Source organism: Floridaenema fluviatile BLCC-F154, assembly GCF_041929135.1.
Classification (GTDB): domain Bacteria; phylum Cyanobacteriota; class Cyanobacteriia; order Cyanobacteriales; family Aerosakkonemataceae; genus Floridanema; species Floridanema fluviatile.
Window position 1 is genome coordinate 274,237 of the sequence record NZ_JBHFNS010000018.1, and the last position, 24,946, is coordinate 299,182.

Below are 24,946 nucleotides of genomic sequence, written 5' to 3' on the forward strand. Positions count from 1 at the left end.
GTACTCAGTGATTTAATATCCTTAAAGTAGCTTTAGCTGCAACGGTTTGTCTTCGCTTTCTAAAAGTGGTTGTGATGTAACATTTTCACCCTTGCTAAGATAATGACGAACAACTGCTGCAACAACTTGTGCTAGTTCGCAGGGAACAGCATTACCGATTTGCCTGTAGATTGAACTTTGTCCACCAATGAATTGATAATCATGTGGAAAAGTCTGTATTCTTAGTGCTTCATCAACCGTCAATCGTCTAAGCCTTTTGGGTGCAGCATTTAAAGATAATGGTTTTCCCCCTTTCATTAAGTAAGAGTGATACCATTCAACCCAACTATCCTGACCAAAATAGCAATGATCTTCATCAATAATTGGTGTTTTATTTCCACCCATAGAAGCATGAAGAACACAGGAGTAGCCATCAGGATTTAATGGTCTTCCCTGACCATTGAACATCATTCCTGCATAGGGAGAACGTCGCATCACGGGCTTGGCAGCGATAGTAACTTTTGCATTACATATTCTCTGGTTCTTCTCGGAGCCTGCCACACCTAAAGGTAAAAGAATATCTCTAACAGTTGGAGCTTTCTTCTTATATAGCTCGAACTGTACTTCTAGGTCACTAATATCTTTAATATCACGAAAACCAATCAAAAACATTCTTTCTCTGGATTGTGGTACACCGAAGTCAGCAGAATTGAGTACCACTAATTTATATGTATATCCTAATCGACTAGCGCAATGAAAAAGGTGCTGGCGAATCGTAGACCACTTATCAAGAACTGCTAAAGCTTTGACATTTTCGCATACAAAAGCCCAAGGTTTTGTTAACTCTACAACTTTCATAAATACCCATAACAACTGGTTTCGCGGGTCATTAGGGTTCATCTTTCCAGCTACAGAAAAACCTTGACAGGGTGGCCCACCAAAAACCAGATCAACCCCCTCGAACTGACGAATATTAATTAAGTGTTCATTAATATCACCGTGCTTTATAAGCGTTCCAGGGTGGTTTGCCTCGTATGTGAGACAAGCATCCTTGTCAATGTCATTAGCAGCAACAACCTTGAACCCTGCACGAATGAATCCAACATCCATACCTCCTGCCCCGGAGAAAAGAGAGAGTCCTGATAGAACCTTTTTATTTTCCATGTATGCGATTTTGGCATATTTGCTTCTCCAAATCAAGATTTGAATTATGGAAAGGCAAAAGCAGTCTATCTCAAGTATTCATGATCCTGAATACCACAGGATCGTTGATGCGCTCATTTCCTTAAGAGAAAAAGCAAGACTTTCTCAGAAAGCAATCGCTCAGGAGATCAATTTGACGCAACCTGACGTTTCCAAGATAGAGCGCCGGGAACGCCGAATAGATGTTCTGGAAACATTACGTTGGATTCGCGCTACTGGTGCTGATCCTTCTGAGTTCTTCGCCCAGTTTACTAATTCTAGAGTTGAACATGAGTCTTCCTAAACCAATAGTAGATAAGACAGCAGCTGAGAGACTTCTCCGAGAAGCAATAGTGATCGCGCAAGGTGATTCTAGCAAACTTCCCACAACAGATTGGGATGCAGAGATCAAAATGATTATCCAAGGGAAACATCTGACTTTCAGATATATTCTTGTAACTGCCCTTTTGGGAAAAGCAACCAATCCAGACATCAACGCTCTTGCTCTCCAAGCGGGTGCTGATATGGAAGGTGCTTATGATGCCCGAAGTTTATGTCATGATGTTTTAGTGCCACTTGAACGTCAATTGCTGAATAGTACACTGGGGGGTTCGCCTGAGCCATTTCTCAATAAGCCCGCCCGCTTTCCCACAATATCCCCATCAAATGCTGTAAGGGCTGGCAAAGACAGGAAACTTCTGCTCATACTTCACAAAATGCTGTCTGAGATAGAAACCTTTAAACAGGCTTTTGACGGACTCTGTATTGCTATACGGTATGCGATCGAAAGACAAACTGCTCGAAGTGAACTATTCTCTCAGATTTTAGAGTCGGCAGATTCCCATTTGAAAATACTTGAATTTGTTGAGACGTTTGTCAAAAAGTCAATCGAGGGACAAGTCGCTGCAATCCTGACGGGGACTGTTCTCTCTTTATATTTCGATCAGTTCGAGTCTTTTGAGGTCATTGTTCATCCAGTTAATCAAAGTGGTGCTTCCTCTAAGGAAGTAGCAGATATAGACATCAAGAAAAACGGTGAAATTTTTGTAGCAGTTGAGGTTAAAGACAAACAGTTCAGTGAGCAGGATGTTGATCATGCTGCGTTCAAAGCTAGTCAATATGGCTTAAAGTCGATCTCGTTCGTTATAGGAGCAAGTGGAAGGTGTATAAATTCCTCTCTTGAGCAGATTGCAAAGACGGTTTTGCTCAGGAGAAGTGTCAATGTTGTTTTTATAGATCTTGTTCATTTTATTAGATCAATGATTGCGTTATGCCCAGAACTTTCTTTTTTTATGTTTTTAGAGAAGCTTCAGTACTGTGCGACTAACGCTCGGGTTAAAGATGAAGTTTTTGAACACATTAAAAATGTTGTTCAGTCTAGAGAAACTTTGTCGAACTTACCATTTGATGATTCAGTTGAAGCAGATTAATAAAAGCTACTAATCAAAGATTAATTGTACGTACTCCACCGTACTGTTATACAGCTAAAAATCCGATCGCCCTCCCCCCAACAACAAACAAAATCATTTTCGCAGGTAGATCGATCGCAAAAACTTCAATCACCTCCAAGGCACTTTAAAATAAAAAAGCAAACCTGAACTTACCGGAGTGCTTTGCATGGTTTCATCAGAACTAATCTCAACATTGCGAGAGCTAAGTCGTGCAGATAAATTTTATGTAATTCAACTTTTAATCTCACAACTAGCCCAACAAGAAACAGACCTAATTAAACCCGACCAATCTTATCCAGTGTGGTCGCCCTATGATGCAGTTGAAGCAGCAGATACGATGTTAAAAGTCTTAGAAGCTGCTAAAACTCAAAATCATGAGTAACCCTGAACCATATTCATTTGTCTCTAGCGATCCAGCATTAGGCGAAGCCAGTTTTCGTCCATACTTGCCTCTTACCCTGGTTTATCAACAACGTTCCCTAACAGCATCCGGTTTATTGGACACAGGTGCAAGTGTAAACGTACTTCCCTATTCGGTAGGAGTTGAGCTTGGGTACGAATGGGAACGGCAAACAACAGCACTAAGATTAACAGGAAATTTGGCGCAATACGAGGCGCGTGTCGTGCTTGTTCAAGCCATTGTAGGACGATTTGAGCCTGTACAACTTGTCTTTGCTTGGACACAAGCAACAAATGTGCCACTCATTTTAGGACAAGTCAACTTCTTTATGGAGTTTAATGTTTGTTTTTACCGTTCTCAATTGCAGTTTGAGATCGGTCTAAAATCTGTAGCTTCAGAATAAGAGAAATTATCCCCAACAACAAACAAAATCATTTCCACAGGTAGATCGATCGCCATCAGATAAGATGAAAAAATTAATCGCTTAAACCGTGCATGAGTGAAACAGTTTATATTGAAACCAGCATTATTGGCTATTTAACTGCCAGACCGAGCAATAATCTGATTCTGATGGCTAATTTAGAAGCTACACGACAATGGTGGGAAACTCGCCGTACTCAATTTAGCCTCTACATCTCCCAAGTCGTCTTAGACGAAGTAGCACGAGGCGATCGAGAGATAGCAACCAAACGACTTGAGCTACTGCGTGATTTTCCCTTACTTGAAGTCAGTGCAGATGTTCAAAATCTAGCAGATCAATTTCTCTCAAACAGCAATCTTCCACCCAAAGCCGCTGATGATGCGCTTCATATTGCAGCAGCTACAGTTTACGGCTTAGATTATTTGTTAACTTGGAATTGTAGACATATTGCCAATGCTCAAATTCAAAAAAAATTAGCCCAAATTAGCTTTGATACCGGATATGAACTACCAACTATTTGTACACCTTACGAGCTAATGGGAGATTAGATATGTGGAAAGATGAAGTTCTCGAAGAAATTTACAAAATTCGTGAAGAACACGCTAAGTCTTTTAACTATGATTTAAAGGCAATTTGTGATGATTTGCGGAAGCGGCAAGCTATGAGCGACAGAAAATTAATTTCAGCACCTCTTAAACAACCAAAACAGCAGGATCGCAAATCACTACATTCAACTGCTTGAAAGTTAGCTTGGTTTTTATACAGCTAAAAATCCGATCGCCCTCTCCCCAACAACAAACAAAATCATTTCCACAGGTGGATCGATCGCCATCAGATACAATCAAAGTCGGAAGTACTTAGTATCAATTTCTCTGTTCAGGATGAATTAATCCTACCTACCCTCCTGTCTCTTACTCCTCCCAGCCAATCAAATCGCCAATGCAATCCCTTAGTAAGAAATCGCTGTTTTCTAACTCACGTTCAATTAATGCCCAATCTCTTGCTGGTATGTATTTCCAAAGAGTGTAAATTCGCTGCTGTCGGTTCAAAATTCCCCTTTTTACTAATTTACGAGCTTCACTTTTGATAGTAGCTATGCCGTTGTAAGTTGTTTTAATCATCGCTGTCCTTACATGATTTATAGGGATTTTTTAACTTTGGCTTTAATTTCTTAGCTTATTGCTCCATATTATTGCTTGGAGAATAGGAGCTTATCTACCTTGTGATAGATGATTAGCTTTTGTATTAAATTTAACATTGAAAATTTTTGAGTTTTTATTTCTAAAACACTGAATTTTTTAGGTATCTGATATTGCAGGTAAATTAACTATCTTCAATTTACTTGATATGAAATCCGGGAAATTTCCCAAAATTTGTAGCGGTGGAAATTATGACGTTCTTTTAGGTTTAAATAGATTCAAGTCACAGCGTACTAGTGAGTGAGATCACACAAATTTAGGATTTAGAAATCAATAATTGTTTGGATATTCAGTAAAATTCGGGTGTATTATGGGAAGAAAGCTGTGTCACAGCTATCAGGAAGATGACAATTATCAGGTAATGCAACCGAAAGAATTAGAATTGAGCCAAAAAATCAATTCTCAAATGATGGAAAACGCTAGCCTAGAATATACAAACCCTATTAGTTGGCACCAAGAAATGAAAGAAGTAGTTAATGATGAAACAATGGTGTCGGTTTTTACGTATGCAAATATATTGGAGCAGCAAAAAGGAATGTTGCTTCCTCAGTCTACTTTAGAAGAGTTACAGTTATATTCCTCTGAAATTGAGTGGCATTGTTCTGTGGGGGAAGCAGTGAAGCTTTTTAAGGCTCACTCTGTACTTCCGGGAATTATTATTACTCAGGAGCATAAATTTATAGGGATAATTTCCCGACGGCTGTTTTTTGAATATATGAGTCGTCCTCATAGTTGGCAGTTATTTTCTAAACTACCAATTAATGCTATTTATCAGTTAACTAAAAAAGAAACTTTAACTTTACCAATTAATACTCCTATTGTGGAAGCTGCTAAGCAGTGTTTACAACGATCGCCAGAGTTACTGTATGAACCTATTGTTGTGGAAAATCAAGAAGGCAAATATAAAATCTTAGATGTACATCATTTAATGACTGCACAATCAGAGATTCATGAGTCATTAACAACAGCACTTGTACAAGCAGAAACTAAGTATCGTTGTATTTTTGAAAATGCGATCGATGGAATTTTTCAAAGCACACCTGATGGAAAATATCTTAATGTTAATCCTGCTTTAGTACGTATCTATGGCTACAAGTCCCCAGAGGAAATGATTCACAATATCACTAATATTGGTCAACAAGTTTATGTTGATATGAATCGTCGTGCTGAATTTGTCTCTGCGATCGAAAAACATGGTTCTGTGTCACAGTTTGAATCGCAAGTTTACCGTCAAGATCTTAGTATTATTTGGATTTCAGAAAATGCCCGCGCAGTCTATGACAATGATGGTAATGTACTTTATTACGAAGGCACTGTTGAAGATATTACAGAACGCAAACACGCCGAAGCAGCTTTGCGTTATTCAGAAACTAGGCTGAGAAAACAAGCATTAGAATTATCAACAACTTTGCATCAATTAAAACAAACTCAAGCTCAACTAATTCAAACGGAAAAAATGTCAACTTTGGGGCAATTATTAGCTGGTGTGGCGCATGAAATAAATAACCCAGTTAACTCTATTTCTAATAATTTGCCTCATTTAACTCAATATGTAGAAGGTTTGCTAGAATTGTTAACACTTTACGCTGCCAGTTTGAGCGAAGACACAGCGGAAATAACTGCTAAAAAAAGCGAAATTGAGTTTGATTACATCCGGGAAGATTTACCACAAATTATATCCGCAATGTCCGCTGGTTCGGAACGGATTCGGGAAATTGCTTTGAGTTTACGGAATTTTTCTCGCATGGATGAAGGGAAAAAGAAATTCGCGGATATTCATCAAGGAATTGAGAGTAGTTTGTTAATTTTACAACATCGATTGAAAGCAAAAGGCGATCGCCCAGAAATCCAAATTATTAAAAATTATGGGGCACTCCCCCCAATCAAATGTGCTTTAGGGCAACTTAGCCAAGTATTTATTAACTTATTAGGTAACTCCATTGACGCTTTAGAACAAAGAATCAAAGAAAACAATCCAGAACTACCACCACCAACCATTTGGATTAGTACCGAACTTGTTAATGATAAATGGATAAAAATTTGGATTGCAGATAATGGACAAGGCATAGCTGAGGAAAATTTGTCTCAATTGTTTGAACCATTTTACACTACTAAACCTTTAGGTAAAGGTACAGGTTTGGGGTTATCTATTAGTAGGCAAATTATTACAGAAAAGCATGGGGGAAAAATAGAATGTCACTCGGAAATAGGCAAAGGTGCAGAGTTTCTCATTGAGCTACCCACCAGCTAATCGAAAAATTTCTTGCATGACGTAAAGGGAAATTATTTTTCTAAATGAATTAAAAAAACCTTAAAAAAATCATTAGCCTAGCAAAAGCAAAGCGGGGAAATTTTCGATAGTGAATAGCTGGATAGCTTCCAGTGGCAGGATTTGAGCCTATCTATTTATTGCCTTTTTATTCATTAGCTTAATTTTTGTTCAATACATCTACCATTAGCTAGTTTTTTGCTGAAAAAATACAATTTATACTCTTCCCAACAATACTGAGTTGGTTAAAGTTGATCCGAATTATGAACGTAGATCTTTTCACCAAGCAGGTAGAAACAGTTAATAGCCGATTAAATCAACTTTTCCAAGATGCTGGCGTTAGCTCATCACAATCACAGATACTAGCCCAAGCATTAAAAGAGTTGGGAGTTATTTCTGAAGAATTACAAGTAGCTGTGGATGAATTGATGATTCAAAATGAAGAACTTGCTGTTACGCGGATGAGGATAGAAGCAGAACGCCAACGTTATGAAGATTTGTTTGATTTCATGCCTGATGCTCAATTAGTCACTGATGCTCAGGGAGTAATTCGGGAAGCTAATCGTGCTGCTTGCAATTTTTTTAATGTACCACAGAAGTTTTTAATTGGTAAACCTTTAATCGTTTTTATAGTTGAATCAGACCGTTATTCATTTCGTAATGAAATTAACAGACAGAAACTAAAAGACCGAGTACAAGAAATAGAATTCCGCATCCAACCGCGTCACCGAGAAGAATTTGAGGCAGCTTTACGGTTAGCACCTTTGTTTGATGAACAAGCTAATTTAATAGAATTGCGGTGGTTGTTACGGGATGTTTCTCAGGAAAAGCGATCGCTTAACAACATACCAGTCAAAGATTGCGATTTCAACCTTGAGCGTCGTCCCTTTACTTATAACCGAGGAAAAATTATTCCTTTATCTAAAGACACAATTTGGTTAGTCACCGAAGGATCGGTCAAACTAACCACAATTACGGAAAACGGAGAAGAAGTGTTGGTGGGATTTGCTGGGAAAGAAATGGTTTTCGGTTCCAGTCTCACCTCATTACCAACTTACCAAGCAACTGCTTTATCCAGAACAGTGGAGTTAGCCTCTATTTTCTTATCGGATATGAACAATTACCCCAACTTGTGCCAAGGTTTGTTCCCTAGAATCAGTCAAAGATTAAAACAAACTGAAGCAATATTAGCAATTTCTGGTCAAAAATTAGTCAAAGATAGATTGCGTAATCTTTTACGGCTTTTACAACAAGAATTTGGTGAACCAGTAGCCGAAGGAACACGCTTAACCGTGCGTTTAATCCATGAAGATTTGGCTAGTGCTTGCTGTACTACCAGAGTCACAGTTACCCGCTTACTTAGCTGGTTGCAGCAACAAGGAGAGATTACTTTTGACTGTAAATCGCATATCATAATTAAGAATCCTAACTTTTAAGGGAAAGATTTGAGTTTTGAATTTTAAGTTTTGAGTTAAGGGAAAATTTCTCAGTTAATACTTTTCTGATTGTCTCCTTGTCCTGATAAAGTTAAATTATCGATTACCCTTTACATATATGAAAGTTGCGGAATTAATCAATTGGTGGGAAAATTGGGCTAATCCAGCATGGCAGGAAAATTGGGATAATTGCGGTTGGCAAATTGAACCAGGAATTTTGGATGCACCAGCTAGGGTTTTGATATGTTTAACTCCAACTTTGGCAGTTATGCAAGAAGCAATTTCTCTTCACAATCAAGGGATTGAGATTAATTTAATCTTTGCTCATCATCCGTTAATTTTCAGTCCGTTAAAATCTATTCGCACCGGAAACCCAATTTCGGAAATGATAAAATTAGCTTTTACTCATCAAATTGGTGTTTATACGGCTCATACTAATTTCGATCAAGTTAATGATGGTACGGCTGATGTTTTGGCGCAAATTTTAGAGCTAAAAGAAGTAACGCCAATTACACCAACTCAAGATGGATTGGGTTATGGAAGAGTGGGAAATTTATCACCCAGTTTAACTTTGCAAGAGTTACTTTCGCAAATTAAAACTCGCCTTTCGCCGCCTGATTTAATCTTTTCTCCTTCAGTAGATTTGCAGCAAAAGATTACCAAAGTCGCGGTTTTAGGCGGTTCGGGGGCAAGTTATATTTCTGCGGTGGTGAAAACAGGGGCGCAAGTTTATTTAACTTCGGATTGCAAGTTTCATCAATTTCAAGAAGCACGCGATCGCCATTTAATTTTAATCGATGCCGGACATTATGCTACAGAAAGACCAGCGTGCGATCGCTTAGTCCAAAAATTTCAAAACTTAGGTGTAGAATCAGTAAAACTCAGCGAAAAAGACGAAGATTTCCGCTGGTTTTACGGAGTTTGAAACAACCAACACCGCACCCTTTCGATGATAATTTCATCTAACAATATCCACCCCCATTCAGCCTTTAACTGGGGGCGCTTGTGCGGTGTAATAATTAGCATTGTATCACCGACTAAACTCAACTGATAAAGAAGCAAAGGCAAACGGGATTCAGCCACTAAATGCAAAGCAAAACTGCACACGATTAAACTATAATTTCTCCCAGTCAAAACCCCGGCTGCAATATCCTCAAAAGTATAAACTTCAGCCTGTTTACCTGTGCGTTGAAAATAAGCATTGTAAGTATAAGGATCGATTCCTGTAATATTAGTTACTCCCGAACTTTGCAAAGCTAAAGTAACTTCCCCACTCCCACAAGCTAAATCTAAAACTTGCTGACAATTTAGTTGCCATCTATTAACAGACTCTTCTATAACCCGTTTAACTATTACCTCATGAGGGTTTCTGTATTCATCCCCGAACTTCTCATAAAAACCTGGGACACTGTAAGCTTCATATTCATTTCTAATCGCCTTTTTATTCATAAACTCTAGGGAAAAATCAGCAATCAGCTAACAACTTAACTAACTAAATATCGACCAAAAGGCAGAGGAATAACCCATCAAGTTATTTATAAATTTGTAGCGCATCAACCTAATCTCAGAATGGAAAATCATGCCTGTAAAATCCATTTCTACTTACCTCAGTGTACTAGCAGGAAGTATCTTCACTCTGATTGCTTCTCCCGTTCAAGCCGCAGTGTTAGAATTTAGCACTGACGGGATTAGATTTGACCAAGATACTACTGCAAATTTTCAGTTTGTCAGTGTCCAAGGTAGTTAAGCTGTTACGCATTTAAATCACTTATTAACGAGTAGGGTGCGTCAGACGGTAAAGCCTATGTAGAAAAGAAAATATCTAAATCTGACGCACCCTACAATATGACTTTTAAATGCGTAACAGCTTATTTATCAAACTTGGGAGTTTACAATCCAGAAAGTGACAGTTTTACTTCTCTGTTCCAAGAAACTTTCCCATACGATAGCGAAGTTAACGATTTTTCCACCACTTGTGGAACAGGTACTTCAGCTATTCCCAATTGTAATGCTACCTTCACTTTCATGGAAAATATTAACTATTCTTTGGCGGTGAGAAGTGAAGGTCAACCCACCGTTTATTCCACAACTGCTTTGAATGACTCATCTTTAGGATTTGGAATTCAAGCAGAATTTAGTGGCAATAATCCTAATGCTAATCCGGTATTAGTTGCTTTGGAAGACCGTTCTTTAGCAGAACCTCAATTTATCGATTTCAATGACTTTAAAGTGAGGATTTCTACTGATGAAACACCTAATTCTATTCCTGAACCTGCAACTATCGCTGGTTTAATGTTAGTTGGAGGAATGATGTTAAAAACTCGTTACCGTCAAACTAATCGCCGTTCTTCTTAGACTGACACACCAAATTCCATAAGGGATGACTTTTCCCTTGTTGGCGGATGCGGAACACTTGTTGTTCTAAGCGTCGCCTTTCTGTTGCCGAGATTCCGATTAAAATATTCCGACTTTGCCAAAGCATTACTGCTACGGTCATCCCGATACATAGACCTAAACCCATTGCGGGTAAACGATTATATGCTAGACCGTATCTAACAGCAACCCAAGTAAAATGTTGTTGTAACAAAGCTATTTCGTCACGCAATGCCCACAAGCTTAAAATACCAACAGTCAGCCAAAGAAATCCGACAAATAACCATCTGCCATAAAGTGTAAGTTTGTGTAATCGTTCTACTTGTACCGCAAAACTTGGATCTCCTTTGGCATTGATTATTTCTAATTTATCTTCATCTTTTTGCATCATTCTATTAATTATTTGGTCATTGGTCATCGATCATTGGTCATTGGTAATAATTGAATTTTCAACAGTTTACAAATGCCTGTTAATGAATGACCAATGACTAAATTTAAACCTGTTCTGAACTGGAAGTAGTATCTGTTTGTTTGCTACTTTTTGCCGCAGCAGGAATTTCTCTGCCAGTACGTTCTCGCCACCAAGCTAACAAGGTACTAGCAATGAAAAGACTGGAATAAGCACCTGTACCAAAGCCGATAATTAAGGCTAAGGCAAAGTATTTCAGACTTTCACCACCAAAAAGGAAAATGGCAAACAGGGTTAATAAAGTGGTAAATGTGGTGTTAATTGACCGGGTTAAGGTTTGATTTACGCCATCATCTACAATTTCGCCAATGGGTCGATCGCCATCTTTAGTAATAATCTCGCGAATTCGATCGTAAATTACCACCGTGTCGTTAACTGAAAACCCGATAATTGTCAGCAAAGCGACTAAAAATAAACTATCGACTTCTACACCTAAAACTAAACCCAAAATGGCAAAAACACCACAGGTTAACCAGACATCATGCAGTAAAGCTACTAGCGCAAATACCGCGTAATCAAGCTGAAATCTAAAACTCAGGTAAACAGTAATTCCGGCGAAAGAGACTAGTAATGCTATTAAACCAGAAGCAAAAAGTTGTTTGCCAATTGTTGGCCCAACGGTGTCAATAGAGGTTTGTTTCTGATCGAAAGTACCCAGTTTTGATTCTAAAGCCGATTGCAGTTCAGTTCGCGCATTTACATCTAAATATTTAGTGCGAATCGAAAAGCCTGTGCGATCGTTCCCTACCAACTGAATACTACTTGAAGCTGGTAAACCTTGGGCTTCTACAACTTCTCTTACCTCGGCAACACTAATCGGTTTATCGCAATTATTAGCTTGCGAACAATCCAACTCAAATTGCAACCTTGTCCCACCGACAAAATCCAAACTCGGACGCAAAGGTGCGCCAATAGTTGCCCAAGAAATCAGCATGGCAGCTAGTCCACTAAGCAGGATAATAGCCGACAACCACCACCATTTATTCCGTTGTTTGTTTACATATAATTTCATCGCACCACCTCAGTTTTAGGAGCAAACAATTCTGGCTTACGAAACTCAGGAATTGTAATTGCCAACATCATCAATGTGCGACTACAAGTAATAGCTGTAAACATACTCACCGCTATCCCAATTGCCAAAGTTAAAGCGAAACCTTTTACTAAACCAGTACCCAACCAAAATAATGCAGCACAAGCAATCCAAGTGGTCACATTACTATCTAAAATGCTGGAAAAAGCTCGATAAAAACCTGATTCCACAGAGCGATATAAACTTTTACCAGACCTTAATTCTTCCCTAGTTCTTTCAAAAATTAGCACGTTTGCGTCTACTGCCATGCCAATACTAAGAATGAAACCAGCAATACCTGGTAAAGTTAAAGTCACGCCTAATAAAGCAAAAGCCGCTAAGGTTAGCAAAGCATAAATTATTAGGGAAATATCAGCGATCGCACCCGGTAGTCGATAGTAAACTACCATGAAAATTAACACTAAAACTAAACCGACAATCCCAGCGTAAATGCTTCGCTGCACGCTATCTCTTCCCAAAGTTGCCCCTACAGTCCGGTTTTCTACTACTTCAACTGGGAAAGGTAAAGCTCCGCCTCGTAATTGTACAGCCAATTCATAAGCGGTTTTAGTATCAAAATTGCCGCTAATTATCGCTCGACCACCCGCAATTCCCGTATTGGCATATTGAGCATCAACTATTGGGGAACTAATCAATTGATTATCTAAGAAAATCCCGATCGCTCTTCCAGTTCCGGCAATATTTTTAGTTAGTTGAGCGAACTTTTCTGCTCCTTCATTATCAAACTCGATCGCCACATTCCATTGATTACCTTGGTCAGTTTGTGGCGCAGCAGTTTTTAAGTTTTTCCCCGTCAATCCTACAGATTCATAAACTTGTAATTGTAGGGCTTGCACTTCTGCTACTTTTTGTTTAATCTGAGCAGCATTAGCAGCGATCGCTGCCGGATCGTTGATCTTAGCTAATTCAGCTTTTTGTTGTTGCAACAAAGCTAACTCAGTTTGTCTTACTTGTAATTGTGCCTGAATTTCCGGCTTATTCGTCTCCTGACGAAACTCTAACTGCGCCGTTCCACCCAAAACCCTTTCCGCCTCTTGGGGGTCTTTCACGCCTGGTAACTGCACCAATAACTGATTGTTACCTACAGTTTGTACCACCGCTTCCGAGACACCTAAAGCATTAATCCGCTTTTCTACCACATTTTGGATCGCTTCTAAATCTTGCTCGGTAATTTGCCTTGTCTGCTCAGTTTGCTTAATTTGCAGCGTTAGTTGAGAACCGCCTTGCAAATCTAACCCCAAACGAATGGGAAACTGCACCAGAACTACGATCGCAGCGATCACTAAAATCAAGATAACAGCTAATAAAGGACGTTGTTTGCCCATAACAAAACCCGCACAAACAAATGTTATAATAGCGTTCTTTTGTTAATTTTGTCCGAAAAACTTACCGTTTTGCAGAACTTCCTCCGCGCAACTGCACAGCCAATCGATCGGCTGATTTAGCAGTAAAGTTACCCATAATCACGGCTTTACCACCCATAATACCAGTTTCGGCATATTGAACATCCACGATCGGAGTACTAATCAATTCCTGATTGAGAAAAATCCCAATTGTGCGACCTGTTCCCGCTATACTTTTAGTTAATTCCGCAAACTTTTTTGCTCCTTCACTATCAAATTCAATTGTTACACTCCAACTATTATTTTGATCTGGTGTAGCTAAAGCATTTTTCACGTTTTTTTCCGTTAAACCAACAGGTTCATACATTTGATATAACAAAGCTTGTATTTCTTGATTTTTTTGGGTAATCTCCTGGGAAATCCGGGCAATTTCTGCCACATTGTTAGTTTGTTCTAACTCACTTTGTTGCAGTTTTAACTGGATTAACTCAGTGCGTTTGACTTGTAATTGCGCTTTAATTTCTGGGTTGTTTATTTCCCGGCGAAACTCTAACTGAACTGTAGCAGCTAAAACTCTCTGGAAATTTTGAGGAAACAAGAAAAGCCGTAGTGGTAAGGGCAAAACAGTTGCGATCGCCCCCATTAATAAAACTACGCCCAGAGCCAAAAAAAGACTTGGTTTTTTCATCACAAAACCCGCGCAGAATAATGCCATGATAGCTTTCTTTTGCGGGTTGAATGTGAAAAAATCTAAACTCTTAGCGCCACCATTTTTTGCACCGCCTCAACAATTTGTTCCGGCTGCACAATCGTTAAACGCTCTAACATTCCATTGTAAGGAGTGGGAATATCTTGAGAAGAAAGCCGCAATACAGGTGCGTCTAATTCATCAAAAAAGCGATCGTTAATCGAAGCAATTAACTCAGCAGCTACACCGCCAGTTTTCATGCACTCTTCCACAATAATTACCTTATGGGTTTTCTTGATAGAAGCACCAATTGTTTCCATATCTAGAGGTTTAAGAGAAATTAAATCAATTACCTCTGGATCGAAACCTTCTTTTTCCAGAGTTTTTACTGCTTGCAATACATGATGACGCATCCGAGAATAAGTCAAAATCGTCACATCTGAACCTTCTCTGACTACTTCGGCTTTATCCAAAGGCAGCAAGTATTCTTTTTCCGGCAAATTCTCTTTCAAGTTATACAACAGAACGTGCTCAAAAAATAGCACTGGATTTTCATCACGAATCGCAGATTTTAGCAACCCTTTAGCATTGTAAGGAGTGGAACAAGCAACAATTTTTAAACCGGGAACAGCTTGGAAATAAGCTTCTAAACGTTGAGAGTGTTCCGCACCTAATTGTCTACCCACACCACCGGGTCCACGAATCACCATTGGAATTTTGAAATTCCCCCCGGAAGTATAACGCAGCATTCCCGCATTATTCGCAATTTGGTTAAAGGCAAGCAACAGAAAACCCATATTCATGCCTTCAATAATTGGGCGCAGTCCAGTCATTGCTGCACCCACTGCTAACCCAGTAAAACTATTTTCGGCGATCGGGGTATCCAACACCCGCAATTCGCCATATTTCTGATACAGGTCTTTGGTAACTTTGTAGGAACCGCCATAGTGACCTACATCTTCCCCCAAGACAAATACAGCCGGATCTCGCGCCATTTCTTCATCAATAGCTTCCCGGAGTGCATTAAAAAGAAGTGTGTCTGCCATTGGTGTTAAGAGAGGAGTTTGGTTTCGTCAAACCTTCATAATACCCTTTTGTGGCAGTGATTTGGGAGTGCGATCGCACTGTCCCGCGACAAACCCCTAGAACAGGCATCTTGCCTGTCAGCCTGACCTCCCCAATCTCCCGTATGCCCTACGGTACGAAGTGCTTTTTCTAGTATGGTAAATAAGAACAAAGATAAATTCAAATCATCAAAAATATGCTAGTTGAAAAAAACATAACTCTACCCCTGGAAAATGGCGATCGACTCACCCGCCCCGAATTCGAGAAACGTTACCAAGCAATGCCAGAACTCAAAAAAGCCGAATTAATCGAAGGAGTCGTCTATATGTCATCAGCCGTGCGTGCCCGAAATCATGCTCAACCTCATGGTCAAATCATTGGTTGGTTATTTGTCTATAGTACAGCAACGCCCGGTGTTGAGTTATTTGACAATGCTACAGTTCGCCTAGATTTAGACAACGAACCACAACCAGACGCACTTTTAAGAATTAATGAAAACTTGGGCGGACAATCTCGAATTGCCGAAGATGACTACATCGAAGGCGCACCAGAATTAATTGTGGAAATTACTGCTAGTACCGCCTCTTATGACTTACACGACAAATTAAGAGTTTATCGTCGTAATGGAGTCCAAGAATATTTAATTTGGCAAATTTATAACAATAGATTTGATTGGTTTAGATTAAGGAATGGTGAATATTTAATTTTAGAACCCGACACCAATGGGATAATTAAAAGCGAAGTTTTCCCTGGTTTATGGCTAGCTATCCCGGCTTTACTTCAAGGTAATTCAGCGAAAGTTTTAACCGTTTTACAATCCGGTTTGAGTTCTTCAGAACACCAAGATTTCGTCCAACAGTTAAGTAGTTTTTCAGTGCATGACTAAATTCGATCGGCAAAAAAAGAAAAGCAAAAGGGGAAAGAGAGAGATTCTTCCTTTCCCCAATTTAAATTATTAGTAAACTGTCTCAGAACCAATATATTGCATCATCGCTGGCACACAATTACGATTGTCATCACAGGTTGTAACCATCCATCCATTAGGTGTTTGCCTGATGCGTAAATAATTAGGCACAGGTATCCCAGTGCTAGTAAAAATCGGATTGCCTCCTCTTAAAGCAAATCCATCCCGGCGCGGACTGAGAAACATAGTTTGTTCAATCCTCTCCATATTTCCATATCTATCCCGCACTCGCAATCTCAGGATTCCCCGATTTCCCTGCATATATAATCTTCCACTTGTGTAATTCCCATTGACTTGCCAGTTTACTCGCCAAACTCCATTTAAAGATGGTGTTGGCGCTGGCATTCCTGGATTGGGATAAGGATAACGAGAACCGTATTGTGCTATTGCTACGGGTGCATTAGCAATCAAAACTGAGGATGAAATTAGCAATGCGGAAATTAGCAAATTTGTGCCTTTTGCATGAATTGGGAAAATACTTTTCATCACTACCTCCTGATAAAAATCCGTGACTTTTCCCAGCCATCTTCAAGCAATATCTAAACATCAATTTTGAAATATACTTTGCTGTTATATTTCCCACCTGCTGAAATACCACTAGTTAGGAGTAAAATTAACAAAATTTAATTATTCTCCATTTCGCCCTTTATTAAGGGAAATATAAAAACATTGCCGAAAAATTAGCTGATTTTGTACCTGATGCAATTCCCTATTGATTGAAGATATCTTTAGGTTAGCTGGGGCGATCGCTAACCTACAATAGCAAAACATCAGAAAAAGTCAGATAATTCTTTAAAGAATTGGTAAAGTTTGCAAACAACAGTAAAAAAGGTCAGAAAAGGTGATAATTTAGAATCATAAAGTTTTCAGTTAAATCCTTTTAAATAAAAGCTAATGACTCCAGAAGAAGCACTGGTGATATTAGATGCTATTCTTAAACCAAAGTGCTTGAATGATGTCCAAGAATTAGTGTTTCGTCAATCCTGGCAAGGCAAGTCTTATCAAGAAATAGCCATTGCATCAGGCTACAACGCTGACTATATTAAAGACGTTGGCGCAAAACTGTGGCGACAACTATCTCAAGCATTAGGAATTACAGTAACAAAACTTAATTTATATTCAGTAATCACCAAATATTCCAGAGATCGTAAAATATCATTTGAAATTCTCCCCCAATCTCCCCAAACTCTGAGTAACACAATTAATAGTTACCAATGGGAATCCAACAAGAGAAAAAGTTTACAAAACTCCAAATTAGTTGTCTTTCCTTCAACCAAAATCCCAGGCGTATTTAACCCTTTATATTCAGATTGGCAAGAAACAATCGATGTGTCCGTATTTTACGGAAGAACCGCAGAACTTAACACTCTGAAACAGTGGATTTGCCAAGATAACTGCCGATTAATAGCAGTTGTCGGCATTAGTGGAATTGGGAAAACAGCCTTAACTGTAAAGTTAGCTAAACAGGTACAAACTCAGTTTGAGCAAATTATCTGGCAAAGTCTGCGTCATCCAGCAGCTTCCTTAGAAAAACTGACAAAAACTATCCAGGTTTTATCCAATCATCAAGAAATATCATTACCCATTCCTCCCCAAGAACAAATAGCTTATTTAATAAATTATTTCCAGCACCATCGATGTTTAGTGATTTTAGATAATTTTGACTCACTTTTTCAATCTGGTTGTGTTGCAGGTACTTATTGTCAAGCATATCTAGAATATCGAGAATTATTACAACAATTAGCGGAAACTAATCATCAAAGTTGCTTAATTTTAACTAGTCGAGAAGAGCCAGCAGAAGTAGCATTTTTAGCCGGAGAAACTCTACCCATTAGGGCATTAGTGTTAGCAGGTTTACAACCAGTAGCCGCAGAAGAAATCCTGAAAATTAAGGGAATTAGTGGAACAGATAACCAAATCTTACAAGTAGTTAATTGCTACCAAGGAAATCCTTTATTATTGAAAATTGCTGCGACTTCCCTACAAGATTTATTTTCAGGAAGTGCCGCCGAATTTCTCGAACAAAGAATTACTGTTTTCCAAGGAATTCGCGATTTGTTAAATGAGTCTTTTCATCGTTTATGGGAGTTAGAAATAAAGATTATGTACTGGCTAACAAGTCTATCTCAGCCAGTGACAACTACTCAATTACTGACAAATATTCCGCCATCAATTTCTGCCGCGGATTCGTTGACAGCTTTGGAGTCTCTGCGACGACGATTTTTGTTAGAAATAACTACCTCTGGGTTTATGCAGCAACCAGTAATTAAAGAATATATGACCGAAAAACTCATGGAACAAGTTTATCAAGAAATGTCTGAAAAAGGTGAAATTAACTCGCATTTTTTGCACTTAGTCAGTAACAAAGGCTTAAATTGTTTGTAGTTGTAGGGTGCGTCAGAGGATAAATCTGAGCGACAGCATCAGGGTTTTAATTTCTGACGCACCCTACTAATTACTCGTCTTCAGCGAATACAAAACGATGTAACTCGCTAGGATCTGGTTCAGGACTAGATTCAGCAAATTTTACGGCATCATCGACAACTTCTTGAATTTTGTGTTCGATCGCCTTTAGTTCCTCTTCCTCTGCCAAATTATGCTCAACTAAATAAGCTCCCAACTTCTTAATTGGATCGCGAGGAAACCAAAACTCTTTCTCTTCCTTAGTCCGCAATTCATCCGGGTCAGCCAAAGAGTGACCGCGGAAACGATAAGTTAATGCTTCAATTAGAGTAGGGCCTTCCCCAGCACGAGCACGCGCCACTGCTTCCTGCGCCACCTGACGCACTGCGAGCACATCCATCCCATCAACCTCGTAGCCAGCCATGCCAAAAGCTGCCGCTTTCTTGTAAATTTCCGGTTCGGAAGTAGCTCTTTCGTGAGCCATGCCGATCGCCCACTTGTTATTTTCTACCACATAAAGAATCGGCAATTTCCACAGCGCCGCCATATTCAAGCACTCATAAAACTGACCATTATTACAAGCACCATCCCCAAAAAAGCAAGCCGTCACTTGATCGGCATTGGGATTTCCCATTGTTTCCCGACGATACTTAGATTGAAAAGCCGCACCAGTCGCCACCGGAATGCCTTCTGCCACAAAAGCATAACCACCCAAAAGATTATGCTCAGAAGAAAACATGTGCATCGAACCACCCCGACCTTTAGAACAGCCAGTCGCCTTTCCGAACAACTCCGCCATTACCTCACGCGCCGGAACACCCGCACTCAAAGCATGAACGTGATCGCGATAAGTGCTGCAAACATAATCTTCATCCTGACGTAAAGATTTAATTACGCCACTAGACACCGCTTCCTGACCGTTGTACAAGTGGACAAAACCAAACATTCTGCCCCGATAGTACATTTCCGCACACTTATCTTCAAAAAAGCGGCCTAAAATCATATCTTCATAGAGCCGCAAACCTTCCGCCTTGTCAATTTGCGCTGAAGCTGTATCAAATACAGGCAAAGTTCGTTCCTGAACCATAAATTTTGTTGTATCCTCGTAGCAAAACCCGAAACTAATATTTTCGCAGTATCTTTTATAATACTAAGCTCGCAAACCTCACAAACTGGTAAAATTGGCTTGACCAATTTCAGACTTGACCGGAGAACCAATCAAATCTAAAATTGGCAATCTAAAATCGAAAATTCTTTGCCCGATGCAGGGTCTTGAAATAAGAGGTACGATAAACTCGATCGCCATTAAAGCTGCGAAAAGCAAACAAACTGTTTCTTAGTGGCGTGAATTTAGATAACATAAGCTAACTTAAAGTTCTTTTGCTGCTGGGGAAGTGGCCTGTGCGTATTCCACTTGACTATTATCGAATTCTCGGTCTGCCTATTCAGGCTTCCGCCGAACAGTTGCAACAGGCGTATCGCGATCGCATTATGCAACTGCCAAGGCGGGAGTACTCGGAAGTGGCGATCGCCTCTCGGAAAAAACTTATTGATGAAGCCTACGCCGTTCTCTCTAACCCAGAACAGCGACAATCTTACGATGCAACCTTTCTCGCCAAAACCTACGAACCAGAAACGGAGGAACCAACAGAATCAGCAACTACCGATCCTACTGATACTGAGGAAACTTCTAGCGTTAACATTGACCGTAACTCCCCCAGTATTGAAATTGACGACGATCAATTTCTGGGGTCTTTACTAATTTTGGCAGAGTTAGGAGAATATGAACTAGTCCTGAAACTCGGACGTTCTTATCTCATAAGTAGCAATACAGACATTGAAAACGGTCGATTTGGCGAACCGAAAATTGTTCGCCCAGACATAGTTTTAACAATTGCTCAAGCTTGCTTAGAATTAGGACGGGAACAATGGAAACAGCGGCGCTATGAAAATGCTGCCACCACCTTAAATATTGGACAGGAATTATTATTGCGAGAAGGTTTATTTCCTAACATTAGAGGGGAAATCCAAGCAGATGTTTATAAACTGCGACCCTACCGAATTTTAGAATTATTAGCCTTGCCAGAAGAAAGCACCGAACTCCGTAATCAAGGATTGCAGTTATTACGAGAAATGCTGCAAGAACGAGGCGGAATTGATGGCAATGGCAACGATCAATCAGGATTAAATGTAGATGAATTCCTGCGATTCATTCAACAATTACGTGCTTATCTCACGGTGACAGAGCAACAAGCTTTATTTGAGCAAGAAGCACGTCGTCCTTCCGCAGTCGCTACTTATTTGGCAGTTTACGCACTTTTGGCTAGGGGATTTACAGAAAGAGATCCGGGCTTAATTCGCCGTGCTAAATTGTTGCTAACTAGGCTATTAAAGCGCCAAGATGTTTACTTGGAAATGGCTGTGGCGGCGCTATTGTTAGGACAAACAGAAGAAGCTTCTCAAGCTTTAGAATTATCCAGCGAACAGCAATCTCTCGCTTTTATTCGCGAACATTCACAGGGAGATCCCGATCTATTACCTGGACTTTGTTTATATAGCGAACATTGGTTACAGTCAGAAGTTTTTCCTCACTTCCGCGACTTGGTAAATCAACAAGTATCTTTGAAAGAATACTTTGCTGATGAACAATTACAAAGTAGTTTAGAAGCATTGCCACCAGAAGTAGAAGGATTAAGTGATTGGGAAACGATCGCCTCCGAGCGTCTATCCAGAGTCGCCAGCCTGGGCGCAAGCACCACGGCTGGAGCAAGAAGCACCTTCACCTACTCGCCAAGCTCAGCCGAAGCCTCTAACACCCCTGTCACTAAGGAAAACGCCAACGCTAGCAACTTTACCACCGCTGCCGATCTGGAAAATTCTAGCCCTTACAACTTCCAAACTGTACCTACCACCGAGCAAGTAGTACCAGGAACCACTGGCGCAGAACCACCTACAAATCAAGTCATTGAACGAACTGTAATTCAGGGAGCCGGAACCACCAAAAGTCCAACCTCAGCAGAGAGTAACAGAGAAACCGATCCATCCCTGCGAGGAGTGTCAGTTCCCCTAAGTAGCAGACGTGCTCAAAGGGCGAATCGATGGGCAAATTGGCAAGATTGGTTGTCACCCAGACGCAGAGGGAGAATAGGCAGAGAAGTGCCTTTTGTGGTTTTAGCACTGATTGGTGCATTGGGAATTGGACTTTCCATACTACTCCTGAGTTGGATTATTCAAGCTCTCAGTCCCAAACCTGCTACCCAAGTACAACAACCAATAGAACAAGTAGAACCTGTTCCTGTACCTAGCCCAGACAATAATTCGGCAATTTTAAGTACGGCTGGTCCGATTACTCCAGCGATCGCACAAACCGCAATTCAAACCTGGCTAGATACCAAATCCAAAGCTTTTAGCACTCAACATGAAATTGACGCACTGAACAGTATTTTAGTTGACCCAGCTTTATCTCGCTGGCGCAGACTCGCACAAACAGTTCAAACCCAAAATAAATATCGTCGGTACGAACACAGCATTAAGGATGATTCAGTTAAAGTAGTCAGAACAACGGCTAATCAAGCCAGAGTAGAAGCACAAGTAAGTGAATCAGTGGAAACTCTGCAAGGAAATCAAACAGTCGCCAGAGAATCTTATAACAGTCCTAACCTGCGAGTGAGATATGATTTAGTACGTCAAGATGGTCAGTGGAAAATTCAAAGTATCACGCCAATTAGAAGATAGTTATCGAAGATAGTTATCAGTGATATTAGAAAAGTTGAACGATTTTCGGCACAAGTTATGAGCGAACACAATTCCTCTTGACTTGTGCTCGATCGTTATTTGGGTATTTAAAAACACTTGAATCCGGTTATGTCAGGAAAAATTGACATAGCTAAATCAGCATTAGGAGCTAATGTTATGATTTCATGACACATTAAAGCGTCAGCACCCCATAATCACGTAAATATACTCAGGATAAGAGGGGAAACCCCTTGACCTTCAGCCAGACTTTTTGCAACATAATGTGAAGAAAGCGATCCCCACGATCCCAAAAATAAACCGATCGATCGCTAGATGAAGGAGTTAAGGAGTATTTTTCCAGACAATTTCGCAATTTCTTATGAGATGCACTGAGATTCTTGTAACTGAAAGTCAAAAAACTAATCTAATTCATCTTTTCAAGGAGTAGCTGATTTGAGAAAACTACATCGGAAATATTGAGAAAATTTCATCTAACAAAAACCAGACCATATCAACAATCAGGGCAAAGAAAAGGGCATGAAAATAAAAACTTTTGAGGTGTTAACAGGCTGAAAATGAACAAATTCGGATCAAAAAGTAGCAAATTTAAAAGTCGTTACAACAACCGGAGAAACAACAGATGACGAAAGAACGCCCACCATTAGAAGAAATGACCTTGCGACAATTGCGAAAAGTCGCCAGCGAGTACGGCATTTCTCGTTATAGCCGAATGCGGAAAGAGCAACTGTTAGAAGCAGTTGTACAAGTACAAAAACAAACAGCAGTAGAAGAAAGTCCCGCTCAAATTCAAATGAATAAGTTGGAGGCACAAGAAGAAGTGGAAGCGACAAAGTATGACGTGGGTCAAGAAGAGAATAACGAAGTAATTCTGTCTACAGTAGATGATGGACTAGCTGAACTGCCTGCTGGTTATGGGGAATGCCGAATAGTTTTAATGCCACGCGATCCACAATGGGCTTACGCTTACTGGGATATTGCCAATGAAGCAAAAGAAGAATTGCGCCGCCAAGGTGGACAACAGTTAGCCCTGCGATTGTACGATGTCACGGATATTAACCTGGATTATCAAAGTCCTCATAGTATTCAGGAATATCCCTGTGATGAGCTAACAAGAGAATGGTATTTACCAATTCCAGTGAGCGATCGCGACTATGTAGTAGAAATCGGTTACAGACGCACCGACGGTTACTGGTTACTCCTAGCTCGTTCCACCTCTATCCGCATCCCTCCCATCTATCCCTCCGACTGGGTAGAAGACCAATTTATTACCGTTTCTTGGGACGAAGAACTTACAGGCAAAACCTTCTTGGAACTAGTTCCCCCAGAAAAGCGCGTCGCAGAAGTTGCCAGTGTCGCTGCTACCAAAGAAATTTTTGCCCGAGCAGAAGAAGCCGAAGCACAACGCATCGCAGGCTCCGTATTTGGTTCCATGCAGCAAGTACCAGGCTCCATGCAACCAGTCAGTTCCCACGCCGTAAGCTCTTACGCCGTAAGCTCTTACGAACAAGCACTTAGCTCTTACACCGTAAGCTCTTACGCCGTCAGTTCCTACTCTGTACAACTGAGTTCTTTTGCAGTTAGCTCTTACGTACCAGCAGTCAGTTCCTTTTCCGTTAGTTCTTACGCCGTTCCCCTCAGTTCCTACGGTGTAAGCTCCTACGCCGTAAGCTCTTACGCCGTAAGCTCTTACGCCGTCAGTTCCTACGCCGTAAGCTCTTACGCCGTCAGTTCCTACGCCGTAAGCTCTTACGCCGTCAGTTCCTACGAACAGGCAATGAGTTCTTACGCTCTCAGTTCTTACGCCATCAGTTCTTATGGCATAAGTTCCTACGAACAAGCAATCAGTTCTTACGCCATCAGTTCTTATGGCGTAAGTTCCTACGAACAAGCAATCAGTTCTTACGCTCTCAGTTCCTACGCCATTAGTTCTTATGGCGTAACTAGTTCTTACGAAGTAATGAGTTCGTATGGAGTAGTCAGTTCCTACGCCGTAAGTTCCTACCAAATCCCAGTTAGTTCTTACGCAATTAGTTCCTACGGCTTAAGTTCGGCTGAACAAGCAGTTAGTTCCTACGCTTTAAGTTCCTACGCCATAAGTTCCTACCAAATCCCAGTTAGTTCTTACGCAATTAGTTCCTACGGCTTAAGTTCGGCTGAACAAGCAGTTAGTTCCTACGCTTTAAGTTCCTACGCCGTAAGTTCCTACCAAATCCCCATCAGTTCTTACGCGATTAGTTCCTACGGCTTAAGTTCGGCTGAACAAGCAGTCAGTTCCTACGCTTTAAGTTCCTACCAAATCCCAGTTAGTTCTTACGCAATTAGTTCCTACGGCTTAAGTTCGGCTGAACAAGCAGTCAGTTCCTACGCTTTAAGTTCCTACGCCGTAAGTTCCTACCAAATCCCCATCAGTTCTTACGCGATTAGTTCCTACGGCTTAAGTTCGGCTGAACAAGCAGTC

General features: G+C 40.3%; 24 protein-coding genes and 1 pseudogene. 15 read left to right on the forward strand and 10 right to left on the reverse strand.

Going from position 1 to position 24,946, the window contains the following annotated elements:
- Positions 1–21 precede the first annotated feature (21 nt).
- Complete coding sequence (locus ACE1B6_RS04035) at positions 22–1,143, reverse strand: DNA cytosine methyltransferase (protein ID WP_413255950.1); 1,122 nt, start codon at positions 1,141–1,143, stop codon at positions 22–24.
- 46 nt (positions 1,144–1,189) lie between these two features.
- Between ACE1B6_RS04035 and ACE1B6_RS04040 the strand changes: the two genes are divergently transcribed.
- From ACE1B6_RS04040 to ACE1B6_RS04065, 6 genes are all read left to right on the forward strand, one after another.
- Positions 1,190–1,465 (forward strand): helix-turn-helix domain-containing protein, encoded by a 276-nt coding sequence (locus ACE1B6_RS04040; RefSeq protein WP_413255951.1) that lies wholly within the window; start codon positions 1,190–1,192, stop codon positions 1,463–1,465.
- Positions 1,452–2,591, forward strand: a complete 1,140-nt coding sequence (locus ACE1B6_RS04045) for a restriction endonuclease, SacI family (protein WP_413255952.1) — start codon at positions 1,452–1,454, stop codon at positions 2,589–2,591. The genes ACE1B6_RS04040 and ACE1B6_RS04045 overlap by 14 nt, the downstream gene beginning before the upstream one ends.
- Positions 2,592–2,778: 187 nt before the next feature.
- The gene (locus ACE1B6_RS04050) at positions 2,779–2,994 is read left to right on the forward strand and encodes a hypothetical protein (RefSeq protein ID WP_413255953.1); all 216 of its coding nucleotides are present in this window, start codon (positions 2,779–2,781) and stop codon (positions 2,992–2,994) included.
- A complete protein-coding gene (locus ACE1B6_RS04055; RefSeq protein WP_413255954.1) occupies positions 2,987–3,415 on the forward strand; it encodes an aspartyl protease family protein in 429 nt (142 codons plus the stop codon). Before ACE1B6_RS04050 ends, ACE1B6_RS04055 begins: the two co-directional genes overlap by 8 nt.
- A 92-nt stretch (positions 3,416–3,507) precedes the next feature.
- Positions 3,508–3,981 (forward strand): type II toxin-antitoxin system VapC family toxin, encoded by a 474-nt coding sequence (locus ACE1B6_RS04060; RefSeq protein WP_413255955.1) that lies wholly within the window; start codon positions 3,508–3,510, stop codon positions 3,979–3,981.
- Positions 3,982–3,983: 2 nt separating this feature from the next.
- A complete protein-coding gene (locus ACE1B6_RS04065) occupies positions 3,984–4,175 on the forward strand; it encodes a hypothetical protein (protein WP_413255956.1) in 192 nt (63 codons plus the stop codon).
- A gap of 169 nt (positions 4,176–4,344) precedes the next feature.
- Here ACE1B6_RS04065 and ACE1B6_RS04070 read toward each other — a convergent pair whose 3' ends face one another.
- Complete coding sequence (locus ACE1B6_RS04070; protein ID WP_413255957.1) at positions 4,345–4,554, reverse strand: DUF4327 family protein; 210 nt, start codon at positions 4,552–4,554, stop codon at positions 4,345–4,347.
- 388 nt (positions 4,555–4,942) lie between these two features.
- Here ACE1B6_RS04070 and ACE1B6_RS04075 point away from each other — a divergent pair, with 388 nt between their 5' ends.
- From ACE1B6_RS04075 to ACE1B6_RS04085, 3 genes are all read left to right on the forward strand, one after another.
- Complete coding sequence (locus tag ACE1B6_RS04075) at positions 4,943–6,883, forward strand: ATP-binding protein (protein ID WP_413255958.1); 1,941 nt, start codon at positions 4,943–4,945, stop codon at positions 6,881–6,883.
- 281 nt (positions 6,884–7,164) lie between these two features.
- Positions 7,165–8,337, forward strand: a complete 1,173-nt coding sequence (locus tag ACE1B6_RS04080; RefSeq protein WP_413255959.1) for a PAS domain-containing protein — start codon at positions 7,165–7,167, stop codon at positions 8,335–8,337.
- A gap of 118 nt (positions 8,338–8,455) precedes the next feature.
- Positions 8,456–9,262, forward strand: a complete 807-nt coding sequence (locus tag ACE1B6_RS04085; protein ID WP_413255960.1) for a Nif3-like dinuclear metal center hexameric protein — start codon at positions 8,456–8,458, stop codon at positions 9,260–9,262.
- Here ACE1B6_RS04085 and ACE1B6_RS04090 read toward each other — a convergent pair.
- On the reverse strand, positions 9,250–9,786 hold the full coding sequence (locus ACE1B6_RS04090) for a methyltransferase domain-containing protein (protein WP_413255961.1): 537 nt from the start codon (positions 9,784–9,786) through the stop codon (positions 9,250–9,252). The two genes, ACE1B6_RS04085 and ACE1B6_RS04090, sit on opposite strands and share 13 nt — an antisense overlap.
- 130 nt (positions 9,787–9,916) lie before the next feature.
- Between ACE1B6_RS04090 and ACE1B6_RS04095 the strand changes: the two genes are divergently transcribed.
- Positions 9,917–10,084: a hypothetical protein gene (locus ACE1B6_RS04095; RefSeq protein ID WP_413255962.1), complete on the forward strand. Its 168-nt coding sequence runs from the start codon at positions 9,917–9,919 to the stop codon at positions 10,082–10,084.
- A gap of 98 nt (positions 10,085–10,182) precedes the next feature.
- Positions 10,183–10,692 (forward strand): PEP-CTERM sorting domain-containing protein, encoded by a 510-nt coding sequence (locus ACE1B6_RS04100; RefSeq protein WP_413255963.1) that lies wholly within the window; start codon positions 10,183–10,185, stop codon positions 10,690–10,692.
- Here ACE1B6_RS04100 and ACE1B6_RS04105 read toward each other — a convergent pair.
- The 5 genes from ACE1B6_RS04105 to ACE1B6_RS04125 all read right to left on the reverse strand — a co-directional run bounded on the left by ACE1B6_RS04105 (position 10,673) and on the right by ACE1B6_RS04125 (position 15,346).
- Entirely contained in the window at positions 10,673–11,098 is a 426-nt protein-coding gene (locus ACE1B6_RS04105; RefSeq protein ID WP_413255977.1) for a hypothetical protein, read from the reverse strand. The genes ACE1B6_RS04100 and ACE1B6_RS04105 overlap by 20 nt on opposite strands.
- 106 nt (positions 11,099–11,204) lie before the next feature.
- On the reverse strand, positions 11,205–12,191 hold the full coding sequence (secF, locus tag ACE1B6_RS04110; protein WP_413255964.1) for a protein translocase subunit SecF: 987 nt from the start codon (positions 12,189–12,191) through the stop codon (positions 11,205–11,207).
- On the reverse strand, positions 12,188–13,594 hold the full coding sequence (secD, locus tag ACE1B6_RS04115) for a protein translocase subunit SecD (protein ID WP_413255965.1): 1,407 nt from the start codon (positions 13,592–13,594) through the stop codon (positions 12,188–12,190). The genes secF and secD overlap by 4 nt, the downstream gene beginning before the upstream one ends.
- Before the next feature lie 61 nt (positions 13,595–13,655).
- Positions 13,656–14,327, reverse strand: coding sequence for a SecDF P1 head subdomain-containing protein (locus tag ACE1B6_RS04120; RefSeq protein ID WP_413255966.1), 672 nt, complete (start codon positions 14,325–14,327; stop codon positions 13,656–13,658).
- A 35-nt stretch (positions 14,328–14,362) separates the two neighbouring features.
- Complete coding sequence (locus tag ACE1B6_RS04125; protein ID WP_413255967.1) at positions 14,363–15,346, reverse strand: alpha-ketoacid dehydrogenase subunit beta; 984 nt, start codon at positions 15,344–15,346, stop codon at positions 14,363–14,365.
- Between the two features lie 215 nt (positions 15,347–15,561).
- On the opposite strand from ACE1B6_RS04125, the gene ACE1B6_RS04130 reads away from it, so the two are divergent.
- Entirely contained in the window at positions 15,562–16,251 is a 690-nt protein-coding gene (locus ACE1B6_RS04130; protein WP_413255968.1) for a Uma2 family endonuclease, read from the forward strand.
- Positions 16,252–16,320: 69 nt separating this feature from the next.
- Here ACE1B6_RS04130 and ACE1B6_RS04135 read toward each other — a convergent pair whose 3' ends face one another.
- The gene (locus ACE1B6_RS04135; protein ID WP_413255969.1) at positions 16,321–16,815 is read right to left on the reverse strand and encodes a hypothetical protein; all 495 of its coding nucleotides are present in this window, start codon (positions 16,813–16,815) and stop codon (positions 16,321–16,323) included.
- 408 nt (positions 16,816–17,223) lie between these two features.
- Between ACE1B6_RS04135 and ACE1B6_RS04140 the strand changes: the two genes are divergently transcribed.
- Entirely contained in the window at positions 17,224–18,714 is a 1,491-nt protein-coding gene (locus ACE1B6_RS04140; protein WP_413255970.1) for an NB-ARC domain-containing protein, read from the forward strand.
- Between the two features lie 70 nt (positions 18,715–18,784).
- Here ACE1B6_RS04140 and pdhA read toward each other — a convergent pair whose 3' ends face one another.
- Positions 18,785–19,819, reverse strand: a complete 1,035-nt coding sequence (gene pdhA, locus ACE1B6_RS04145) for a pyruvate dehydrogenase (acetyl-transferring) E1 component subunit alpha (protein ID WP_413255971.1) — start codon at positions 19,817–19,819, stop codon at positions 18,785–18,787.
- Between the two features lie 314 nt (positions 19,820–20,133).
- On the opposite strand from pdhA, the gene ACE1B6_RS04150 reads away from it, so the two are divergent.
- Together ACE1B6_RS04150 and ACE1B6_RS04155 are read left to right on the forward strand one after the other, a co-directional pair.
- A complete protein-coding gene (locus ACE1B6_RS04150) occupies positions 20,134–22,467 on the forward strand; it encodes an IMS domain-containing protein (RefSeq protein WP_413255972.1) in 2,334 nt (777 codons plus the stop codon).
- A 640-nt stretch (positions 22,468–23,107) separates the two neighbouring features.
- A pseudogene (locus ACE1B6_RS04155) lies at positions 23,108–24,082 on the forward strand (DUF4912 domain-containing protein); the annotation flags it as partial.
- Positions 24,083–24,946 lie beyond the last annotated feature (864 nt).